This window comes from Oerskovia sp. NPDC060287 (genome assembly GCF_042726775.1).
In the GTDB taxonomy this organism is placed as follows: domain Bacteria; phylum Actinomycetota; class Actinomycetes; order Actinomycetales; family Cellulomonadaceae; genus Oerskovia; species Oerskovia merdavium.
The window spans coordinates 1-15805 of record NZ_JBHXBO010000093.1; the positions used below are offsets into that span (position 1 = coordinate 1).

General features: G+C 72.6%; 17 protein-coding genes and 1 tRNA gene. 10 read left to right on the forward strand and 8 right to left on the reverse strand.

Going from position 1 to position 15805, the window contains the following annotated elements; translation table 11 throughout:
* Positions 1-110: 110 nt before the first annotated feature.
* The 4 genes from ACFWFR_RS10140 to ACFWFR_RS10155 form a co-directional block, all read right to left on the reverse strand.
* Positions 111-527 (reverse strand): hypothetical protein, encoded by a 417-nt coding sequence (locus ACFWFR_RS10140; protein WP_191804743.1) that lies wholly within the window; start codon positions 525-527, stop codon positions 111-113.
* Positions 524-1456 carry a Gfo/Idh/MocA family protein gene (locus ACFWFR_RS10145; protein ID WP_377622794.1) on the reverse strand — a complete coding sequence of 311 codons (933 nt, stop codon included), beginning with the start codon at positions 1454-1456 and terminating at the stop codon, positions 524-526. The genes ACFWFR_RS10140 and ACFWFR_RS10145 overlap by 4 nt, the downstream gene beginning before the upstream one ends.
* A gap of 64 nt (positions 1457-1520) precedes the next feature.
* The gene (locus tag ACFWFR_RS10150; protein ID WP_377622796.1) at positions 1521-2492 is read right to left on the reverse strand and encodes a serine protein kinase RIO; all 972 of its coding nucleotides are present in this window, start codon (positions 2490-2492) and stop codon (positions 1521-1523) included.
* A gap of 203 nt (positions 2493-2695) precedes the next feature.
* Entirely contained in the window at positions 2696-3505 is an 810-nt protein-coding gene (locus tag ACFWFR_RS10155; RefSeq protein ID WP_377622797.1) for a metal-dependent hydrolase, read from the reverse strand.
* Positions 3506-3693: 188 nt separating this feature from the next.
* Here ACFWFR_RS10155 and ACFWFR_RS10160 point away from each other — a divergent pair, with 188 nt between their 5' ends.
* The 8 genes from ACFWFR_RS10160 to ACFWFR_RS10195 all read left to right on the forward strand — a co-directional run bounded on the left by ACFWFR_RS10160 (position 3694) and on the right by ACFWFR_RS10195 (position 10769).
* Positions 3694-4221, forward strand: coding sequence for a methylated-DNA--[protein]-cysteine S-methyltransferase (locus ACFWFR_RS10160; RefSeq protein WP_318244591.1), 528 nt, complete (start codon positions 3694-3696; stop codon positions 4219-4221).
* Positions 4222-4285: 64 nt separating this feature from the next.
* On the forward strand, positions 4286-4816 hold the full coding sequence (locus ACFWFR_RS10165) for a sigma-70 family RNA polymerase sigma factor (protein WP_318244592.1): 531 nt from the start codon (positions 4286-4288) through the stop codon (positions 4814-4816).
* A complete protein-coding gene (locus ACFWFR_RS10170) occupies positions 4813-5463 on the forward strand; it encodes a methylated-DNA--[protein]-cysteine S-methyltransferase (RefSeq protein WP_377622799.1) in 651 nt (216 codons plus the stop codon). Before ACFWFR_RS10165 ends, ACFWFR_RS10170 begins: the two co-directional genes overlap by 4 nt.
* Positions 5460-6395 (forward strand): DNA-3-methyladenine glycosylase family protein, encoded by a 936-nt coding sequence (locus tag ACFWFR_RS10175; protein ID WP_377622801.1) that lies wholly within the window; start codon positions 5460-5462, stop codon positions 6393-6395. Before ACFWFR_RS10170 ends, ACFWFR_RS10175 begins: the two co-directional genes overlap by 4 nt.
* A gap of 56 nt (positions 6396-6451) precedes the next feature.
* A complete protein-coding gene (locus ACFWFR_RS10180; RefSeq protein WP_377622803.1) occupies positions 6452-6667 on the forward strand; it encodes a hypothetical protein in 216 nt (71 codons plus the stop codon).
* A gap of 131 nt (positions 6668-6798) precedes the next feature.
* Positions 6799-8814, forward strand: coding sequence for an NAD-dependent DNA ligase LigA (gene ligA, locus ACFWFR_RS10185; protein WP_377622805.1), 2016 nt, complete (start codon positions 6799-6801; stop codon positions 8812-8814).
* A 53-nt stretch (positions 8815-8867) separates the two neighbouring features.
* Positions 8868-10262 (forward strand): LssY C-terminal domain-containing protein, encoded by a 1395-nt coding sequence (locus ACFWFR_RS10190; RefSeq protein WP_377622807.1) that lies wholly within the window; start codon positions 8868-8870, stop codon positions 10260-10262.
* A 72-nt stretch (positions 10263-10334) separates the two neighbouring features.
* Complete coding sequence (locus ACFWFR_RS10195) at positions 10335-10769, forward strand: VOC family protein (RefSeq protein WP_191804761.1); 435 nt, start codon at positions 10335-10337, stop codon at positions 10767-10769.
* 92 nt (positions 10770-10861) lie between these two features.
* Here the strand turns inward: ACFWFR_RS10195 and ACFWFR_RS10200 are convergent, their stop codons facing one another.
* The 4 genes from ACFWFR_RS10200 to ACFWFR_RS10215 form a co-directional block, all read right to left on the reverse strand.
* Positions 10862-11845, reverse strand: a complete 984-nt coding sequence (locus tag ACFWFR_RS10200; RefSeq protein WP_377622809.1) for a S66 peptidase family protein — start codon at positions 11843-11845, stop codon at positions 10862-10864.
* Between the two features lie 134 nt (positions 11846-11979).
* The gene (locus ACFWFR_RS10205) at positions 11980-12138 is read right to left on the reverse strand and encodes a hypothetical protein (protein ID WP_169834197.1); all 159 of its coding nucleotides are present in this window, start codon (positions 12136-12138) and stop codon (positions 11980-11982) included.
* Positions 12138-12899: a class E sortase gene (locus ACFWFR_RS10210; protein ID WP_191804765.1), complete on the reverse strand. Its 762-nt coding sequence runs from the start codon at positions 12897-12899 to the stop codon at positions 12138-12140. Before ACFWFR_RS10210 ends, ACFWFR_RS10205 begins: the two co-directional genes overlap by 1 nt.
* A 200-nt stretch (positions 12900-13099) precedes the next feature.
* Positions 13100-13184, reverse strand: a tRNA-Leu gene (locus ACFWFR_RS10215).
* A gap of 164 nt (positions 13185-13348) precedes the next feature.
* Between ACFWFR_RS10215 and ACFWFR_RS10220 the strand changes: the two genes are divergently transcribed.
* Together ACFWFR_RS10220 and ACFWFR_RS10225 are read left to right on the forward strand one after the other, a co-directional pair.
* Entirely contained in the window at positions 13349-14671 is a 1323-nt protein-coding gene (locus tag ACFWFR_RS10220; RefSeq protein WP_377616948.1) for an AI-2E family transporter, read from the forward strand.
* A gap of 65 nt (positions 14672-14736) precedes the next feature.
* Positions 14737-15805 (forward strand): alpha/beta fold hydrolase (locus tag ACFWFR_RS10225; protein WP_377622811.1); only part of this gene is annotated, 1069 nt, incomplete at its 3' end.

Consider the following 15805-nt stretch of genomic DNA (forward strand, 5'->3'; position numbering starts at 1 on the left):
GGATCGGCTCCCGCTCAGCGCACACCGTTCCCGCTCAGCCGACCTCGCTCGTCAGCACCCCTCCCTGCCCGGCCCCGTTCCTCCGCGCCTCACCGGCCCGGCCTGGCCCCTCACGCCAACGGGTCCACAGGCACGACCACGCAGATCTGGAACGTGTCCCGGCCGCGCCGCAGCAGGTAGCGGAAGCTCTCGGTGTCGGCCTCGCCCGCCCACTCGTCGCGGTAGCTCCAGCGCACGTCGACCCACACCAGGCCGGCGCTCGTGGTCCCGAGCGACCGGATCTGCGCGACCGCTCCGACGAGCCCCCGCTCGCGGTAGCCCTCGGCCGCGCCGCGGAAGGACTCGCGCACCATCTCGGCGTCGCTGATGAGGACCGAGGCCTCGTCGGTCACGACCAGGGCGGGGAACGCGTACGTCTCCGCGATCGTGTCGAGGTCCCCGGCGGCGAGCGCCACGCCGTACGAGTTGAGGAAGGCCTGGACGTCGTCGTGATCGTAGGCGGTCGCGTCGCCGGTGGGGGTCGTCATCCCCTCACGGTAGGCGCGGTGGGCTCGCCCGGCACGAGATGGGCGGGCTGCTCGAGTCCTGCGGTGATCGCGGCGAGCAGCGCGACCGGCCCGACCAGCTCGTCCGCCCCGTCCGCTGCGACCTCTCCTGCGACCTGCGCCAGGAAGTGCGCGAGGACCGGTGCGAGGTAGTCCGGCCCGACCTCCAGCTCGCCCTCGACCGACCCGCCCGTCGTGGTCACCGTCGCGTGGAAGGGCTGGGTGGGGTGCAGGGCGGGGTCCACGAACCGCAGGCGCACGACGACGTCGCGTCCGCCCGTGGTCGCGCTCACGGTCGCGGTCACGCCGTCCTCGTCCTGCCCGACGGCGGGTTCCCCCCACGCGAGCCCGTCGTCGCCTCCCAGCAGTGCCCGGGCTGCCTCGACCAGGTGGACGCCCAGGAAGAACAGCCCGTCGTGCACCGACCGGGGGTCGGCGGGGCCCGTGACGGTCAGGGCTGTGACCGTGCCGAGCTCGGCCACCTCGGCACGCAGCCGGGCGACGTCGGGCATGAAGCGCAGGGCCGAGCACGAGAGGAGCAGGGCCCCGCTCGCGCGCGCCGCGGTCACGAGCTCCTGGGCGTCCGCGACCGAGGCGGTGAAGGGCTTGTCGACCAGCACGGGCAGCCCTGCCCGGACGAAGGGCAGGGCTGCCGCGCGGTGGAGCCGGCCCGCGCGGTGGGCGACGATCACGGCGTCGACCGACGCGACGTCGTCGGGCACGCCGGAGCGCACCCGGGTGCCCGCCGTCGCGCTCGCCGCGGCGAGCTCCTCGACGCGTCCGGGTGCGCCGTCCGCGAGGACCGTCACCCGGACGCCCGGGAAGCGCCGCTCGACGTTCAGCAGGCGCACGTAGTGGTCGGCGTGCGAGGAGTCGAGCCCGACGAGCGCGACACGGACGTTCTGGGTCATCCGGTCATTCTCCCGGACCCCCGGGCCCGGCCGGACGCCGGGCCAGGTCAGGTGCCGCGCGACCTCACCACGCCTGCGCGATGAGCTCGGCGAACAGCTCGCCCTCGTCGACGTCGAGCCCCCGCGAGCGGAACCACGCGCACATGGTCCGGCAGTCGCGCATGAGCAGCTCGGTGCCGTGCGGGTTGGCGACGAGGTCGAGCACCTGCGGCAGGTCGATGATGACGATCCGCTCGCCCTGGGCCAGGACGTTGTAGGGCGACAGGTCGCCGTGCGCGTACCCGTGGGCGGCGAGGATCCCCATCGCGCCACGGACCTGGTCCCAGTAGCCCTCGACCGTGCCGGCGTCGGGCCGCACGCGTGCCAGGCGCGGGGCGGCGACCCGGCTCGCGGGCGACCCGTCGGCCTGACCCGTGCTCGCGTGCTCCCCGACGAACTCCATGAGGATCTCGGTCCCGTCGATCTGGACCGGGTACGGGACGGGGGCGCCGGCGGACCACAGCATCGTCAGCGCAGCGAACTCGGCGTTGGCCCACTGGGCGGCCGCGGCCTCGCGCCCGTACGAGGACTTGCGCTCGATCGCGCGGCGGTCGCGCGAGCGCCGGACCTGACGTCCCTCGACGTACGCGGAGTCCCGGTGGAAGGCGCGATGCTCCGAGCTGCGGTACCGCTTGGCCGCGAGCAGCGAGAACTGGTCCGGCTCGTCGGGCACGGCCCGCTCGAGCAGGAAGACGTCGGCCTCCTTGCCCGTCTTGAGGACGCCGAGGTCGGTGTCGATCGCGGCGTCGGCGGTCACGACCCACTCGGGGCGGGGTTCGGGGCCGCGCATGCCCTTCTCGACGCTCGACCACGTGGACCAGCGCTGGTCGGGGTCGAGGTCCGGGTCGAGGTCGGGTGCGTCCTCCTGGACGGAGCTCGGGAAGGAGGCGCGGCGGTAGGCGTCGTCGGACGAGTCGTCGTGGAAGGCGGCGAACGCCTCGGCGTCGAACGCGCCGGTGAGTCGGGGGAGTGCGGGAAGGTCGGTGTGCTCGTGCACGGTGGGGCTCCTCGGTCGAGGTGAGGAGCCGGGCGTCAGAGGCCGGTGCTCCTCGGGAAGGTGGAGGCGTGGGGAACGACGACGACGGTCATCACGACACCTCTCCTTCTCGCGGCCTCTGGCCACGCGCTCGCGCCGGACCTTCTCCGGCGGACGTGCCTACCCTCGCACCCGGCGGCGAGGGCAGGCAACGGTATTTCCGGTCAGCCGCCGAACGACTGCACGAGCAGCATGTACGTGCCGCTCGTGTCGAAGCCCATCTGCGTCAGCAAGGACCACACGACACCGACGACGGCGTACGCGCTGACGGGGATCAGCAGGAGCCACTCGCGCACCGACCCCGCGTTGCCGAGGACCGGGAGCGCGAAGTTCCCGCCCGGACGCCAGATGTCGTTGAGCACGTTGGTGCGCCGCACCCAGCGGGGGGCCTTGAACGTGATGGGCCACAGCAGCGGGCAGCCGCCCGTGGTCATGATGTCGCCGACGATGTGGACCGTGACGCCGAGCCCGACCGCGACCGGGAGCCAGTTCCACTCCTCGGGGGCCAGGAGGGCGATGAGGACCGCGATCGTGACCGACCCGATCCACGGCCCGAGCCTGCCCCCGCGCGTGAGCTTGAGGGCCTTGAGCGCGAACGCCACGAGCAGGATCGCCACGAAGCCCGCCCCGATCGCGACGGTGCCGAACGTGTCCGACTCGATCGTCACGAGACCGGCGAGCCAGGCGAGCCCGGTGAAGACCGCGATCCCGAGGATCGAGTGCGTGCCGCGGCGGTGGCCGCCCGAGATGGTCTCGACGACGTTCGCGACGCCCTCGGACACGGGCGGCAGCGAGTGCGCGATGGTCCCCGAGTGGTGGTCTGCGTCGGGCAGCAGGGCCGCGCCGGCGCACACGATGGCCCCGGTGATGACCCCGACGTCTGAGACGGGGTAGATGCCGAGCGTGTACGGGGCGGTCGAGGTGACCGCCACCCATGCGGCCGCGCCGCAGGCGGCGTGGTGGCCACCCATCATGATGCGTTCGTCCCGTCAGTCGTGTTCGTCCCGCACGTGCGGTTCGCGCGGTCTGTCCCGCGCGACAGCACACCCTACCCGGCGGGCACCCACACCCGACCTCACGATCTGTCAGACCCTGGCGTCTACAGTGCATGGGACACACCGACACCAGGCCCGCACGCACGCACCGGACAGGAGGCACCCCCGTGTCGCAGCTGCTTGACCGGCCCGAGCGGACCGTCCGCCACGGGATCTTCGGCTCGCCCGTGGGAGAGCTCACGGCGGTCGGGGGCGCGGACGGGCTCCGGGCCCTGTACTTCGACGCCCACAAGCGGCGTCCCACGGGTGAGACGTTCGGCGAGCGCGACGACGACGCCTTCGAGGAGGTCCGCGTCCAGCTCGGCGAGTACTTCGCCGGCACCCGCCGCGAGTTCGACCTCGAGCTCGCCCCGGTCGGCGACGGCTTCCAGAAGAAGGTCTGGGCGCTGCTCGCCCAGATCCCCTACGGCGAGACGCGTTCCTACGGCGACCTCGCGCTCGCGCTCGGCGACAAGAACCTGGCCCGCGCGGTCGGGTCCGCCAACGGCCAGAACCCGCTGAGCATCGTCGTGCCCTGCCACCGGGTCGTCGGCGCCGACGGCAGCCTGACGGGCTACGCGGGCGGGATCGAGCGCAAGCAGTTCCTGCTCGCCCTCGAGGAGTCGGACGAGACCCGCGCGAGCCGGCTGTTCTGATGGCGTCTCGCATCCCGTGGCACAGGGCACCTCACGTCCTGGGCGTGCGGTGCGTCTACCCGACGTGAAGCCCTTCGAACACGTCGTCGCCGAGCACGGCGCCACGGTCCTGCGCGTGTGCCGCGCGGTCCTCGGTCCCGTGGATGCCGACGACGCCTGGTCCGAGACCTTCCTGTCCGCCCTCACGGCCTACCCGCGCCTCGACGAGGGCGCCAACGTCGAGGCCTGGCTCGTGACGATCGCGCACCGCAAGGCGATCGACGTCACGCGGCGCCGGGCCCGTGCACCGGTCGCGGTGCCGGACGTCGCCGAGCTGGTCCACGCACCCAGCCGCGACGGGATCCCCGGGCAGCACATCGAGCAGGGCGACGACGACCTGTGGCGGGCGCTCGCGGCCCTGCCCCCCAAGCAGCGCCAGGCCGTGGCGTACCACCACGTCGCCGGCCTGCCGTACCAGGAGGTCGCGTCGATCCTCGGCGGCAGCCCCGAGGCCGCGCGCCGGGCCGCCTCGGACGGCATGGGCGCGCTGCGGCGCACGTATCCGGCTGCCCGTCCTTCCTCAACCGCCCGCACCCCGAAGGGAAGTGCCTCATGAGCGACACCTCGCCCCGTCCGACGGACCTGCTCGCCTCCCTCGGGAGGGACCTCGACCGCGGCGCCACGCCCGAAGACGACTCCCGGGCCGCGCTCGCGCGGCTGCACGACCGCCTCGCGGCCGACGCGGCGTCGTCGGGCCTGCTCGACGTCGCCTACCGCACGCTCGACACGCCCGTGGGCACGCTCCTGCTCGCCGCGACCGACCAGGGCGTCGTACGCATCGCGTTCGACGTCGAGGGGCACGACGCCGTGCTCGACCGCATCGCCCGCACCGTGAGCCCGCGCGTCCTGCGGTCCCCGGCGCGCCTCGACCGGCTCGCGACCGAGATCGACGAGTACTTCGCGGGCGAGCGCCGCACGTTCGACCTGCCGCTCGACCTGACCATGGCCTCGGGGCCCTTCCGGCGCGAGGTGCTGAGCCACCTGCGCGACATCGGCTACGGGCGCACCGCGTCCTACGCCCAGGTCGCGGTGGCGGCGGGCAGCCCGCGCGCCGTGCGGGCCGTGGGGACCGCGTGCGCCAAGAACCCGCTGCCGCTCGTGGTGCCGTGCCACCGGGTCGTGCGCTCGGACGGCTCGAGCGGCAGCTACGCGGGCGGCCCGGAGGCCAAGCGCCTGCTGCTCGCGCTGGAGAGCGCGGCATGACCTCGCTGCCCGACGGCGTCGCGACCGTCCCGCAGGCCGGCGCGCCGGAGGTGGGCGTCGGGTCGTGGACGCGCCGCGTCCCGGTGGTCGGGCCCTTCGACGCGGCCTCGGCGCTCGCGACGCTCGTCGCGCACGCCGTGCCCGGCGTCGACCGCTCCGACCCCGCGCGTGGTGAGGTCACGCGGCTCGTCGAGACGAGCGCGGGAGCCGTGGCCGTGACGGTGCGGCTGACGCCCGAGGAGATCGGTGTGCGGGGGAGCGGGCCGGGCGCCGACGAGGTCTGTGCCCTGGTCGCCCGGTGGTTCGACGCGGACGCCGACCTCGCGACCGTGCACACGGTCCTGGGGGCCGACCCGGTGCTCGCGCCCCTGCTCGCCCGACGGCCGGGACTGCGCGTCGTCGGGCACCCGTCGGGGTTCGAGGCCGCCGTCACGACCGTCCTGGGCCAGCAGGTCTCGCTCGCGGCGTGCCGGACCTTCGCGGGGCGGCTCGCGGCCGCCTACGGTCGCGAGGCGGGCGTCGTGGGCGCGGACGGCCTGCGCCTGTTCCCCGACCCGGACATGCTCGCGGGCGCCCAGGCCGCCGAGCTGCAGTCCGCCGTCGGGATCACGGGTGCCCGGACCCGCACGCTGCTCGCTCTCGCTGCCGCCTGCGCGGACGGGCTCGCGCTCGGGCCCCACGTCGCGGACGACCCCGCGGCGCTCGCGGACACCCGAGCGCGGCTGCTCGCGCTGCCCGGGATCGGGCCGTGGACGGTCGACTACCTCTCGGTCAAGGTCCTGGGCGACCGCGACGGGTTCGTGCCCGGCGACCTGGTGCTCCGCAAGGCTCTCGGCGGGATCGACGCGCGCGCGGCCGCACGGACGGCCGAGGCATGGTCGCCGGTCCGTGCCTACGCGCTGTTCCACCTCTGGACCCACACCGCCTACTGACGCCGCGCGACCGGAGCCATACTGGAAGAAGCCTCGGCCCTCGGGAAGGACGCACCATGAGCGCCACGACGCACACCGCACCGGACCGGGACGTGCCGGACCTCGACGCGGACGACGACGTGCGCGACCAGGTCGAGGCCGGGGTCCTGTTCGCCGACGGGCGGCTCGCCGGACGCCGGTTCGCCTCGCTCGCGGAGGCCCAGGCCTGGGCGCACCCCGAGCTCGGAGACCAGGTCGTCGAGTTCAACCCGGTCTGCGACTGCTCGGTCTGACCCGGCTCGTCCTGCAGGAGCCCCCTGGAGGACGACGACCGGTGCGCGTGGGTGGCGTGCGCAAGACTGCACCCCGCGGGTCGACCGGCCCGGCACGAGGGTGCGAGCACGCACACGCGAAGGGCATGCAGATGAGCGACACCGACCTGACCGCGCTGGCCGAGAGCCTGCGCGCCGCCGCCGGCGCCTACTACGACACCGACGAGCTCCGGATGTCGGACGCCGAGTACGACTCGGGCATCGAGCAGCTGCGCATCGCCGTGGCCGCGGACCCCTCGCTCGCAGGGCGGTTCACCGACCTGCTCGACGCCGTGGCCGCGGGCCAGTCCGCCGGAGGCGACGTCGAGCACCCCACGATGATGGGGTCGCTCGACAAGGCGCCCACGCTCGACGCGCTCGACGCCCTGGTGCTCGCGATCGACGGCCCCGTCGTGGTCGAACCCAAGCTCGACGGGCTCGCGATCCGGGCCGTCTACCGCGCCGGGCGCCTGGACCTGGTGGCCACGCGCGGTGACGGCCGGACAGGCGAGGACGTGACCGAGCGGGTCCGACGGCTCGCGCTCGAGGGACTCCCTGCGCGGCTCGCGGGCGCGGACCTGTCGGTCGAGGTGCGAGGCGAGGTGTTCATGGCCGACGCGCGGTTCCCCGCCGCTCAGGAGGCCCGCGCAGGGCTGGGCGGGGCACCGTTCGTCAACCCGCGCAACGCCGCCGCCGGCATCCTGCGCAAGGGGGACGCGGCGTACGCGGGGCTCCTGACGTTCGCGGCGTACGACGTGGTACCGGTGGACCAGGCGCAGGCGACCGTGGCGGACCCGTCGTACAGCGCCCGGCTCACGGTGGTCGAGCAGGCCGGGGTCGGCACCGCCCGCGCGCTGGCCCCGTGGCTCGCAGGAGGCGAGCCCGTGACCCTGACGGGGGAGCCGGGCACGGTCGCGGTGCGCTCGGCCGTGGCCGCGCTCGCCGAGCGTCGCCCGGACCTCGGGTTCCCCATCGACGGGATCGTCGTCAAGGCGGACCTCGACGCCGACCGTGAGCGGCTCGGCTCCGGGTCGCGCACCCCGCGGTGGTCCGTCGCCTACAAGTACGAGGCCGAGACCGCCGTGACCCGGGTCGTCGCGATCACGACCGGCGTCGGACGTACCGGGCGCCTCGCGATCCGCGTCGAGGTCGAGCCCGTGTTCGTGGGCGGCACGACCATCACGTTCGCGACTGGGCACAACGCGACCTGGATGCTCGAGAAGGACGTGCGGGTCGGCGACACCGTGGTCGTCAAGCGCGCCAACGACGTGATCCCGTACATCGAGTCCGTGGTCCTGGACGAGCGCCCGGCCGACTCGACGCCCTGGACCCCGCCCGCGACCGACCCGAACGGCGGCGAGTGGGACAAGAGCACCCTGCTGTGGCGCTCGACCGACCCGAGCCTGTCGGTCGGGGCGACGATCCGGTACGCCGTAAGCCGCGACGCCCTGGACATCGAGGGCATCGGTACGGAGATCGTCGAGTCCCTCGTCGAGCAGGGCCTCGTCGCGGACGTGGCCGACCTCTTCTCGCTCGACGCCGAGACCCTCACGTCGCTGCCGCTCGGCGAGGGCCGCATGCTCGGCGCCAAGAACGCCGTCAAGATCGCCGCCGAGATCGAGCGGGCCAAGGACGCGGCCTGGAACCGGGTCATCACCGCGCTGGGCATCCGCATGACAGGACGCACCATGGGCCGACGTCTCGCGGCCGCCATCCCCACGCTCGACCTGCTGCGCGCCGCGAGCGTCGAGGACCTGGCTGCCGTGGACGGGATCGGTCCGATCAGAGCCGCGGCGATCCGGGAGGGGCTCGACGACCTCGAGGCCCGCGGGGTCCTCGCACGACTCGCAGCGGCCGGTGTCCACACGGGCACCGCGCCGGACCCGGCCGAGACCGCGACCCTCCCGCTCGCCGGCATGACCGTCGTGGTGTCGGGCTCGGTCCCCGGCTACTCGCGGACCACGGTCGCCGAGCTCGTCGAGGCCAACGGCGGCAAGGCCTCCTCGTCGGTGTCCTCCGCGACGAGCCTGCTCGTCTCGGAGCCCTCGACCTCGAGCAAGTACGTCAAGGCCACGGACCTGGGCGTGCGCATCGTCACGCCCGCGGAGTTCCTGGCGATGGTCGGGTGACGCCCCGCGCCGCTCGCCCGGCCTGATCCGGCCCCGCGCCCTAGGGTGGGAACGTGACCCGCCAGAGCGCGCCCGACGCCGTCGGCTCCGCGGTCCAGACCGCCGGACCGGCACGTCGTCGCGGCGCGAGCCACCGGATCGTGGAGCTGGGGGACGGGTTCTTCTTCGTCTTCGCGGGCCTCGCGGCGGTGTGGCTCGCATGGCTCGTGCTCAGCGAGTCGATCCACATCGGCTGGCTCACGGTCCTCTACGTCGTCGGGGTGTGGCTCGTGATCGCCTACCTGGCGCTGCCGCGCCTGCACCGCATCCTCACGGCGCTCTACGTGCCCGAGTACTTCATCGGTCGCACGCGGACCGCGAACGGCCTGCTGGGCGATCCCGTCAACCTGGCCCTGCTGGGCGAGGAGGGCCAGGTGCGTGCCGCGATGGAGGCCGCGGGGTGGACCCTTGCGGACGACGTCACGCTGGCCTCGAGCGGACGCATCGTCGCGGCCACGCTGAGCCGCCGCAGCTACGACCAGGCTCCCGTGAGCCCGCTGTTCCTGTTCGGGCGCCAGCAGGACTTCGCGTACCAGCAGGAGGTCGAGGGCAACCCGTCGCGCCGCCACCACATCCGCTTCTGGCGGTGCCCGCCCGACTGGCCGCTGCCGGGAGGCCGCCGCGTCGACTGGCTCGCGGCCGGGACCTACGACCGGTCGGTGGGGTTCTCGCTCTTCACGCTCCAGGTCACGCACAAGATCGAGGCGGACACCGACCAGGAGCGCGACCACGTCGTGGCCACGCTCCGGGGCGCCGACGTCGGCGTCGAGGTGGAGGTCATCGAGGACTTCTCGACGGGCTACCACGCGCGCAACGGCGGCGGCGACGCGATCAGGACCGACGGCGACCTCCCCGTCGTCGACGTCCGTGCCGTGGCTGCCCCGACCGGGCCGGTCGTGGACACCGCTGCGCAGAAGCCTCGCCGCCCGGCCGCGACGACGGCCGGCGCGCTGCTGGTCGTGCTCGGTGTCGTCGCGGACCTGATCTGGCTCGCGAACCTCGCTCTGCACTGGGACCAGACGCTGAGGTCACTGTTCCTGGGCGGCGACGTGACCCAGCAGGACATCGACGAGGCGTCGGGCCCGCTGCTGGTCGTGGTCGTGGTGCTGCTCTCGCTCGTCGCCCTGTTCCAGCTCTTCCTGGCCTGGCGGGTCTTCAAGGGCCGGACGTGGGCGCGTGCCCTGGTCATGGTGCTGGCGGCGATCAGCACGACGTCCTCGTTCGTGGGCTGGGCCGTCTCCGGCGACCAGATCACGTTCCGCACGACCCTGCTGACCGTGGCGCTCGACATCCTGGTGCTGCTCACGCTCTCGAGCAAGGACGCCGCGGAGTACACCCGGGACGAGCGCGCCGAGCGTCGTCTCCGACGGGAGCGACGGCGCAGGCCCGAGGTGGCCACGGCCGGGTGACGGGCTGCGCCGCTGGCGTGTCGCGAGGCGACCGGGCGTCCTCGACGGAGGACCCGCGGATATCGTGGCCCGATGACATCGGTCAAGCAGTTCCAGGTCACCTTCGACTGCGCAGAACCCGAGCGCGTCGCCCTCTTCTGGTGCGAGGTGCTGGGGTACGTCGTCCCACCGCCGCCCGAGGGGTTCGCCACGTGGGAGGACTTCGCCGACACCCTGCCTCCTGCCGACCGAGGGGCCGCGTTCGTCTGCCAGGATCCCACCGGAGTCGGCCCACGCCTGTACTTCCAGCGCGTCCCGGAGAGCAAGGTCGTCAAGAACCGCGTGCACCTCGACGTGCGGGTCGGCACCGGGCTCGTGGGCGCCGAGCGCCTCGCCACGCTCGAGGCCGAGTGCGCGCGGCTGGTCGCGCTGGGCGCGACCCGGGTGCGCCTGCTCCCGGCCGACGACGACGAGGAGTCCTGCATCGTGATGCAGGACGTCGAGGGCAACGAGTTCTGCCTCGACTGAGCGTGCCGACGCCGGGGCCGGGCGCCCATCAGACCTTCCGCTCCGCCGGCGGAGATGGCGGGCACTCGGGAGGGACCGCTCACGAGGGCAGGCTAGCGACTGGTGCTCGGCCAGGACTGGACGATGCTCCGCTCCGCCTCGTCGATCACCACCCGCGCCTGTGCGCCGTTGAGCAACGGTAGGTGCGGAGGTACATGGCCTATCTCCATGTCGAAGACGATGGGGACGTCAAGGTCGGCGAGGGCGTCGACGACGGCGTCGCGCTGCGACAGTCCACCGTCGGTAGTCCCACCTGGTGCCCGTGTGCTGCCCACGAGTACTGCGGCGGCGCTCTCGAACCAGCCGGCGTACCGGAGCTGGTGGAGGTACCGGCAGATGGTGAACGCAGATTCTTCGGCTGCCTCGAGGTAGACGAGGAGTGGTCCGAACCTGCGCCCGAACGCCCGGACATCGCCATAAGGCGAGCCGACGATCCCGGACAGCACCTCGATGCACCCTCCGATCAGCGTTCCTGTGACGTCCAGGGTGGGCGCGGGGCCGTACAGGTCCCAGCTGCTGGGCTTCTTGTCGAGCCACTCGGTCGCGGACGCGTCCGACAGCGGGCTCCAGCTCGCTGCGACCCCGCTGTCGGACTGCGTGACGCCGCCGTCGGACATCGCCAGGTCGAGCCAGTGAACGAGACCGGGGAGCGTCTCGTACGGTGTGTCAGCGAGGTTGTCGCCGTGCAGCGTCGCCAACCCGGACCGGAGCGTCAGCGGCACCATCCACGAACAGGAGTCCGAGTAGCCGACGACCCACGTCGGCTCTGCCTGTGCGATGGCCTCGTAGTCGAGCTGGTCGAGCAGGTCGAGGGCGGTCCCAGCACCGCCCCAGGGTGGGATGACTGCACGAACCGCCGGGTCGGTGAGCATGCTGGTCAGCTCCGCGGCCCGCTGTGACTTCGGTGCGGAGACCCACCGGTCTGCGCTCATGCACTCACCCACGACCACCTCGAACCCTCGTGCCCGGAGCCAGCCGATCGAGTAGTCGATGCGCGATCGTCCGAGCTCGCCGACGCCGGCCGAGGGACTCGTCACCCCGATGCGGTCACCAGGGCGAAGGGGGCGTGGGAAGCGCAGAGGCATGCCGCCCAGGAGACCACGACTTCGTGACGGTGGTCCGTCGGCACACCGGATGCTGCACCGTTCGCATCGTCAGCACCCCACGCGCTTCAGTCGAAGTTCGGGTCGCCGTTGACGTTGAAGGTCTCGGCGACCCACGGGAACACCCATGTGAAGAGCACGAGCACCACGGCCGCGACCAGGATCAGCGACTGCACGACCTTGGCGAAGCGGTTGCCCGGCAGGTGCCGGAAGATCCACCCGTACATCACTGCACTCCTGGGTCGTTGAGGACTTGCTCGGGCATCCCGTCGGCCCGGTCCATCCAGCCGACGAACTTGGCGTAGGTGATCCATCGGTGGGAGTTGCCGAACTCCCCGAGCGTGGGGGAGTGGCACGTCGTGAGGGTCAGGAGCCGTTCGGTGGGCTCGACGCCGGGCTGGTTGGGCACGGGGGCGATGACGTCGACCTGGCTGGGCAGCACGATCTCGTGGCCCGTGACCTCGTACACGTACCAGGTGGTCGCGGTCTCGACGATGACCTGGTCGCCCTCGACGAGCTCGTTGACGAAGCGGAACGAGTTGCCGTACGTACGCCGGTGCCCGGCGAGCGCGAAGTTGCCGACCTCGCCGACCTGCTGGGTCTGCGTGTAGTGACCGGCGACGGCCTTGTTGAGCAGCGCGGTCGTGGTGCCCTGGACGATCGGCATGGTGTTGTCGGTCTTGCCGTACCAGGCGGGGACGACGAGCGCGCCGATGGTCTCGCCCTCGGCGACGGCCTCCGGGACGGGGGGAGCGTCGGTACGCAGCTCGCCCGCGACCTGAGGGGCTTCCGGAAGCGACTCCTGGAACTGCGTCATGATCGTCTGGGCGGCCTGGTTCGACTGGACCGTGGTCCACCACAGCTGCCACACGACGAACAGGCCGAAGATCACGCCGAGGGTGATCAGCAGCTCGCCCAGCACCCCGAAGGCCGCGGAGACCGCACCACCGCCGGAACCGCCTCGCGTTCGGTTGCTGGTGTGCCTCACAAGCCCTCTTCTCCGGTCGTGACCGCTGCGCGGATCGAGTCCACAGCCTAGTCGGTCCAGGCGGGCCGAGGCCCGTGCACGCAGGGTGGAAAAGGGCCGTCGTCGCAGGTGGTGGGGCCTGGTCCTGGTGGGCTCGAGACAGAACAGCGGAGCGGGCCCAGGTTTCCCTGGTCCGCTTCGCGGTTCGCTGTCTCAACGAGTGTCCGGAGGGGGACTTGAACCCCCACGCCCGATAAAGGGCACTAGCACCTCAAGCTAGCGCGTCTGCCATTCCGCCACCCGGACAGGTGTCAGGTCCCGGCGTTCCCGCCGGGGGCCTTGCGGGGAAAAACATAACACGTTCCGGGCGCCAAGCGTGCATCGGGTCCGTGGGGCAGACTGGGGAGCGACCCTGGTCCCCGGGCACCGGTCGGTGCAGGTCAGGGGTGGTTTCGCCTACCGGATCGTCAGTGGATGGGGTGCTCGTGGCCGAGGACAAGGACGCACGACCGGACGGCGCTGCGGCGTCGAGCACGGGGAGCGGGGGTGATCGCCCCTCGGCGTCGGTCAAGCACCTCGCGGGCGCGAGCCCTGCGGCGCGCAAGGTCGCGGGCGCCCGGCGGAACCCCTCGGTCGTCGGCTACGACGACACGGTGCCGTCCTGGCTGCGGACGAGCGCGGGCTGGTCGTGGCGCCTCCTGCTGCTCATCGCGGGCATCGGCGTGATCTTCTACGCTACCGCCCAGGTGCAGATCGTGTTCATCGCGGTCTTCCTGGCCCTGGTCATCACCTCGGTCCTGCGCCCCGTGACGGACTGGTACGCGAAGATCATGCCGCGAGGACTCGCCACGGCTCTCGCGCTGCTCTCGGCGTTCCTGGTGCTGGGGGGCCTGCTGACCTACGTCATCACGTCGGTCGCGGGTCAGTGGGACAAGCTGGCGGGCCAGTTCAACACCGGCATCGAGAAGATCTTCGACTTCCTCGAGCACGGCCCCCTGCCGGTGACGATCACGTCCGACGACGTCGACACCTGGATCGAGAACGGTCGCAAGTGGATCACCGAGCACGGCGGCGACATCGCGAGCCAGGCCGCGGCGAGCGCCGGCTCGGTGTTCGAGGCCTTCGCGGTCCTCGCGCTCGCGATCTTCTGCACCATCTTCTTCCTGGCCCGCGGCAAGGACATGTGGACCTGGTTCCTCAACCAGCTGCCGGCCCGCTCGCGCGAGACGTGGACCGTGGCCGGGGGAGCGGGCTGGTACACGTTCTCGGGCTACGCCCGGGGGACCGTCATCATCGCGCTCGCGGACGGGATCCTCGCCGCGATCGTGCTCGTCGTGCTGGGCGTCCCCCTCGCCGCGCCGCTCGCGGTCCTGGTGTTCATCGGCGCGTTCATCCCGCTCATCGGTGCGCCCGCGGCCATGGTCATCGCCATGGTCGTCGCGCTGGCGGCGAACGGGGTCGTGAATGCAGCCCTCGTCGGCATCTTCATCGCGCTCATCGGTCAGTTCGAGGGCCACATCCTCCAGCCGCTCGTCATGGGCAAGCAGGTCTCGCTGCACCCCGTCGTGGTCGCGCTCGCGGTCACGTCCGGAACGTTCATCGCAGGGATCCTGGGTGCCGTGGTCTCGGTCCCCCTCGTCGCCGTCGCCTGGGCGGTCTTCAGCAAGCTGCGCCGCAAGGACCCGCCCATGGAGGACGAGATCCCCACGGCCAAGGAGATCGCCCTCTCCGGTCGTGGGCGCTCCTCGAACGGTGGGGCCACGAACGACAAGGAGGCGACGGCCGACGCCTGAGGTGAGCGGCGCCGTCGGGCAGGAGAGCTCCTGACGGCGTTCCCCGCACGGAAGAGGAGGGTGCTGTGCGCACGCATGTCCGTCGCCCGGTCCTCGTGCTGCTCGCGGCCGTCGCGATCGTGCTCGCGCTGCTCGCCGCGGACGCGGTCCGGCGGGTCGTCGAGGGCCGTGCCGAGCAGGCCACCGACGCGCCGTTCTACGTGCCGCCCACGCCCCTCGCCGAGGCGGCGCCCGGGACGATCATCCGGAGCGAACCGATCGCGAGCGCCCCCGAGGGGTCGCTCGCGTGGCGCGTCCTCTACCACTCGCGGGACCTCGCGGGTGACGACGTCGCGGTGTCGGGAGTGGTCGTCGTGCCCGACCGACCTGCACCCGAGGGCGGCCGCACCCTGGTGTCGTGGGCGCACCCCACCACGGGCGCAGCGCGGCGGTGCGCGCCCTCGCTCGCCCTCGACCCCTTCGAGCTGGTCGAGGGACTGCACGAGCTGCTCGCGGCGGGCTACGCGATCGCCGCGACCGACTACCCGGGCCTCGGTGTCGACGGCGCGTCCTCGTACCTGCTCGGCGTGCCCGAGTCGAACAGCGTCCTCGACATCGCGCGAGCGGCGCGAGGGCTGCCGGACGGCGGGGTCGGCGACCGCCTGCTGCTCTGGGGGCACTCGCAGGGCGGTCAGGCGGCGCTGTTCGCGGCCGAGCGGGCGGCGTCCTACGCACCCGAGCTGATTCTCGAGGGGGTCGCCGTGGCGGCCCCGGCCGCGAACCTGAACGCGCTGATGTCGGACGACATCGTCAACCTGTCGGGCACGACGATCGCCTCGTTCGCCGTCCCGGCCTACGAGGCCGCGTATGCCGACCGCTACCCGAAGGCCGAGATCGACGGGATCCTGACGCCCGCCGGCGCTGCCGCGACGCCCAGGATGGCCGCGCTCTGCCTGCTGACCGAGACCCGTGAGATCCACGCGATCGCCGACCCGCTGGTGGGCGGCTACGTCACGGCCGACCCGGCCACGACCGAGCCGTGGCAGACGCTCCTGCGGGAGAACAGCGCGGGCGGGCAGCCGATCGACGTGCCCGTGTTCGTCGGGCAGGGGCTCGCCGACAGGCTCGTGGTGCCGGCGACCACCGAAGGCTACG

What these genes read in the sequence shown, in the direction of transcription:
- ACFWFR_RS10140 (WP_191804743.1), bottom strand. Translation starts at nt 527, where the DNA reads ATGACGACCCCCACCGGCGACGCGACCGCCTACGATCACGACGACGTC.
- ACFWFR_RS10145 (WP_377622794.1), bottom strand. Translation starts at nt 1,456, where the DNA reads ATGACCCAGAACGTCCGTGTCGCGCTCGTCGGGCTCGACTCCTCGCAC.
- ACFWFR_RS10155 (WP_377622797.1), bottom strand. Translation starts at nt 3,505, where the DNA reads ATGATGGGTGGCCACCACGCCGCCTGCGGCGCGGCCGCATGGGTGGCG.
- ACFWFR_RS10170 (WP_377622799.1), top strand. Translation starts at nt 4,813, where the DNA reads ATGAGCGACACCTCGCCCCGTCCGACGGACCTGCTCGCCTCCCTCGGG.
- ACFWFR_RS10175 (WP_377622801.1), top strand. Translation starts at nt 5,460, where the DNA reads ATGACCTCGCTGCCCGACGGCGTCGCGACCGTCCCGCAGGCCGGCGCG.
- ACFWFR_RS10180 (WP_377622803.1), top strand. Translation starts at nt 6,452, where the DNA reads ATGAGCGCCACGACGCACACCGCACCGGACCGGGACGTGCCGGACCTC.
- ligA (WP_377622805.1), top strand. Translation starts at nt 6,799, where the DNA reads ATGAGCGACACCGACCTGACCGCGCTGGCCGAGAGCCTGCGCGCCGCC.
- ACFWFR_RS10195 (WP_191804761.1), top strand. Translation starts at nt 10,335, where the DNA reads ATGACATCGGTCAAGCAGTTCCAGGTCACCTTCGACTGCGCAGAACCC.
- ACFWFR_RS10205 (WP_169834197.1), bottom strand. Translation starts at nt 12,138, where the DNA reads ATGTACGGGTGGATCTTCCGGCACCTGCCGGGCAACCGCTTCGCCAAG.